The 4,363-nt window shown below is 42.8% G+C and carries 6 protein-coding genes; 4 read left to right on the top strand and 2 right to left on the bottom strand.

All coding sequences use genetic code 11. The features are described 5' to 3' along the window. Both A3761_RS01485 and A3761_RS01480 read left to right on the top strand, forming a co-directional pair. Positions 1 to 377: TIGR04211 family SH3 domain-containing protein (locus A3761_RS01485; protein WP_156491490.1), on the top strand; the 377-nt coding region annotated here is incomplete at its 5' end. A 274-nt stretch (positions 378 to 651) separates the two neighbouring features. After that, complete coding sequence (locus A3761_RS01480) at positions 652 to 963, top strand: PilZ domain-containing protein (protein WP_068507473.1); 312 nt, start codon at positions 652 to 654, stop codon at positions 961 to 963. 81 nt (positions 964 to 1,044) lie between these two features. Here the strand turns inward: A3761_RS01480 and rraA are convergent, their stop codons facing one another. Together rraA and A3761_RS01470 are read right to left on the bottom strand one after the other, a co-directional pair. Then, positions 1,045 to 1,542: a ribonuclease E activity regulator RraA gene (gene rraA / locus A3761_RS01475; RefSeq protein WP_068511588.1), complete on the bottom strand. Its 498-nt coding sequence runs from the start codon at positions 1,540 to 1,542 to the stop codon at positions 1,045 to 1,047. A gap of 79 nt (positions 1,543 to 1,621) precedes the next feature. Then, a complete protein-coding gene (locus tag A3761_RS01470; RefSeq protein ID WP_068511585.1) occupies positions 1,622 to 2,167 on the bottom strand; it encodes a YaeQ family protein in 546 nt (181 codons plus the stop codon). Positions 2,168 to 2,367: 200 nt separating this feature from the next. On the opposite strand from A3761_RS01470, the gene A3761_RS01465 reads away from it, so the two are divergent. Beyond that, positions 2,368 to 3,528, top strand: coding sequence for a flavin reductase family protein (locus A3761_RS01465; protein WP_068553587.1), 1,161 nt, complete (start codon positions 2,368 to 2,370; stop codon positions 3,526 to 3,528). Positions 3,529 to 3,549: 21 nt separating this feature from the next. Next, a partial coding sequence (locus A3761_RS01460; protein WP_068749680.1) for a fatty acid desaturase occupies positions 3,550 to 4,363 on the top strand: 814 nt, incomplete at its 3' end.

Raw genomic sequence — 4,363 nt, 5'->3', positions numbered from 1 at the left:
AGGAGTTAGCTAAACTAAAAGCTAACTACGAAGAAACTCAAACTCAACTGGCCAACTTGAAAAAGAAGCACCAGAGTCTTAGCAAAGAACATACTCAAACCACTTCAGAGCTTAATGCTAATAGCAAAGAGCTAAAGAACATTAAGTCTATTTCGGCCAATGCCCTTAATCTAGATAAGCGAAATCGTGAGCTTAGAGAAAGTAATGAGCAGCTTAGAAACGAATTAGAACTGATCCAAACCGAGAATCTTAGATTAAAAGATAAGTCAGATTCTAACATGATGTTAATCGGGGGTGGCCTGGTAACACTTGGTGTAATTCTAACTTTATTAATTCCTATCATTAAACCTTCTAAGAAAAATGATAGCTGGGCGTAAAAAAGCTTATTTTTTAGGCTGCTTTAAAAACAAACACTTAGTCTATTATTTGCCCATTTCGTTCTAAAAATGAGCAACACACCATAGAAAAACTTTTGCCCCAGCGGTATCATCAAGCTTGATGCGCTGGGGTGAATTTCATCCGCATCAACTTATTACTAGAATCTTACCAATTGCTAATAGTCGAATATCTTGTGGTTTTGCTCTTTGACAGCAACCATATTTAGACATATAAATGAAGGTGAGACATTTATCCATAAGAGGTGTTGAATAGATGAATAACCTGTATAGCCGTACCTGGGATGAAAAACGCGATTTCATCAGAATGAGAGTCGATACTGAAATCACTCTAGCCGTTGATAACTCGGACATCAAAGTAAATGGTTATTGCCGTGACCTTAGTGGCGCAGGCATGTTAATAGAAGTAGAAGAAGAACTAACAGCAGGAGCAACTTGCCGGACATCGCTTCCTTCAAGCAACGATGCGTTTCCCGCTCTGGATGCAACCGTAAAAGTACTACGCTGCACACAGGTCGACGAAAATACTTTTCAAGTAGGCGCAGAAATTGTAGAAATCGCGAGTTAGGCGAAGCAATTTCATAAGCACATAAAAAAGCCCGTGAGCGTTTTTCTCACGGGCTTTTTTATGTGTTCGCTAAAGTCTCTACTAGGCTGGCATTTCCAACTTTTCAGGCGAAACAATAACACCATTATTATCGGCATAAACGTAGTGACCTGGTGTAAAGGTTACGCCACCAAAGGTGACCGGAACATTCAGATCACCAATACCACGCTTTTCAGTTTTACGCGGATTAGTGTTCATTGCCTGAACACCTAGCTGCGTCTGCCCGATCACATCAACATCACGAATGCAGCCGTAAATAACCAAACCAGACCAGCCGTTCGCAGCTGCTTTCTCAGCCAACATATCACCTAACAAGGCATTACGCATTGAACCACCGCCATCAACAACCATCACTCGCCCTTCGCCAGGTAAACCCACCTGTTCTTTGACGATAGAGTTATCTTCAAAACACTTTACCGTAACAATTTCGCCACCAAAGGCATCGATTGCACCGTAATTGTTCATCATCGGTTCCAAGACCTGAACTAAATCCGGGTACTCGTCGCACAAGTCTGGCGTAATGATTTTTGTATTGCTCAATGTTTTTCTCCTCGTTTCAATACATTAGATACACGGAGATTAACCGATTGCAGCTATATTCGTCCATCGCAAAAGACAATTATTCCTCGCCAAGCAGCCGCTCGATATTCAAGTCAACAACACTCTCCCCCAAGCTTACATTCAAACTTCCATCCTGAATCATCACAACGAGCTCCATCGTTCTTTCGACATGCGCAAGCAGTGGCTCGATATCAGCCATCTCTGCACGCAAGACAGACAAATTAGCTATACGCTTCAAATCCTTTGCTAACCCGTCGAACCAGGGGGCAACCTTTTGTCCGCCATAAGCCAATACAACAACTTTATCTGAGCGACCTGAAGCTTTACGGATACGTTTTAAATCAGGTAAGCCCAAGTCGATCCACAACTCTATTTCGTCGGATAAAGACTTGAGCCAGATATCCGGCTCATCATCAGTCGATAAACCCTTGGTAAAACTTAGCGCTTCATCTGCATACAATGAAAAAGCAAGCAAACGAAGCAACATACGTTCAATGGTTTCAGATGGGTGAAGTGCAACATTAAGCGAGTAGCTTTGGTAATGATCTCGATCAAAGTCACTTAGTTGCAAAGTAACTTTATAGATCGTGGACTTCAGCGCCATGGTATCCCCAAGATTCGTTAATAAATAAATGGGCATACTACACAGATATGAAATATTCCGCACAAATTAAATTGCTACAATCTCCACTACCAAAAAATTCGGCCACCTAAATTAGATGATCATACTTATGCGACTGACAATTCTAGACATAATAGAACAAAAAGCGTACAACTGTACCTCGAACTTAGTAGGAGGTCACTATGTCTAAAGGGATGAACAGCGAAAGCCCTATAGCAGAATCGCAAACAATCGCTCAGAAAGCTATTGGCTTCTTAAGCCGCCAACTTACCAATACCGGTAGCTTTGGTGTCTTTTTAGAGCCCATTATTCAGGTTTTTCGCCCAAATTGGCGTCACGGAAGAACTAGTGCTCAAGTACTCTTCATAAGAAATGAAACAGATGACATCTACACGCTGACTTTAAGGCCAGAAAAAAAATGGACTGGTTTTAATGCCGGACAATATGTACAGCTAAGCGTTGAAAAAGATGGCGCAATGCTAACACGTACCTTTAGCCTTTCCTGCTCGCCTAAACACTTTCTTCGCACAGGTGAAATCACCTTAACCATACGCGCAAATGAAGAAGGTGCTGTAACGCCATGGCTCAACCAAGCTTTGAAAAGTGGTGACACTGTTTACTTATCCGAAGCCCAAGGTGATTTCCAACTAAGCAACTCAGTAAAAGACAAAGTATTTATTGCAGGCGGAAGCGGACTAACCCCCATATTTTCAATGCTGAACGAATACCAGAGCAACGCTTGGTATAAGCAGGCTCAGTTGCTCTTTTATGTAAATAATAGCCAATCCCTATTCTTTTCCGAGCAACTTTCTCACCTTGAAGCGAAGGGTTTGCAGGTAACAACTATCTATAGTGACCACCAAGGTAGAATAGATCAGCAGCAGCTGGAAATGTTTGTAGAAGACATCAGCGAAAAAGAATTTTACGTATGTGGGCCTGGGAAAATGATTGAAATTACCCAATCGCTTCTAACGTCCAATACGGTTCCTGAAGCAGATATCCACTTTGAATACTTCGGCCAACAGCCTTTATCTCTTGAGGGAATGAATGCAGACGATGCCGATGAACTGATTCAAGTCGATTACCTGGACTCTCGAAAGCAAGTCACCTTTGACCCTCAGCAGTTTATCGAGTCTGACAAAGCTACCCTGCTGGAAATCTCAGAGAACCAAGGTTTAAAACCCGTTGCGGGTTGTCGAATGGGCGTGTGTCACCAGTGTATTTGTAAAAAGAAGACCGGGCGAGTCTTCAATACGCGAACCCAACAATATTCGGATACCGGAGAAGAAGAAATACAGCTTTGTGTTTCGGTGCCGGTTGGCAAAGTAGAACTTGAACTTTAAGAGATTAATCAGGAAGACATTATGAATCCGAACAATACTCAGAAGCCATCCCGAGAAATCTTAGACGGCTTTGCAGAAGAGCTGGACAAAGTTCGCGCAGACACCCTTAAGAAAGTGGGCGCAAGTGATGCAAAATACATTCGACGTTTAATCGCAATTCAACGCGGCAGTGAAATTGCTGGCCGAATCCTAATGGTAATGGGCTTTGTAAGCCCCCTATTATGGGTGTTGGCAGTTTTACTGTTGGCCTTAGCAAAGATTCTGGACAATATGGAAATTGGCCACAATGTACTGCACGGGCAATATGACTGGATGAATGACCCTAACATTAACTCCAGAAAATTCGAGTGGGATATTGCGGGAGACTCGGGCTCTTGGAAGCGCTATCACAACCACGAGCATCACACTTATACAAATGTTATCGGCAAAGACCGTGACTTTGGCTATGGCATATTCCGTCTTAGCGATGACCTGCCTTGGCGGCCAAAAAACCGCTGGCAGATATTCAGCTACCTAGGGCTTAGCACCTTCTTTGAAGCAGGGATTGCTTACCACGAAGTCGCTGCAGAAAGAATCTTTATGGGCAAGCGCCGCGAAACAAGTTCCCTGCCAATTAGCCGCAAGCAATTAAAGAAAGATTTCTTTAGCAAAATCGGCCGTCAAACCTTCAAGGATTACATATTCTTTCCTTTACTATGCTGGCCTGTGGCCGGGCAAGTATTACTCGGTAACTTAATTGCCAATATCCTTAGAAACCTTTGGACCTCTACCATTATCTTTTGCGGTCACTTTACCGAAGACGCTCATACCTTTACTGAAGAAGAAATTCAGGGAG

The sequence above is a fragment of the Oleiphilus sp. HI0123 genome (assembly GCF_001635315.1).
The sequence above is the reverse complement of the archived record's forward strand: the minus strand, read 5'-3'. Positions and strand labels throughout refer to the sequence as shown.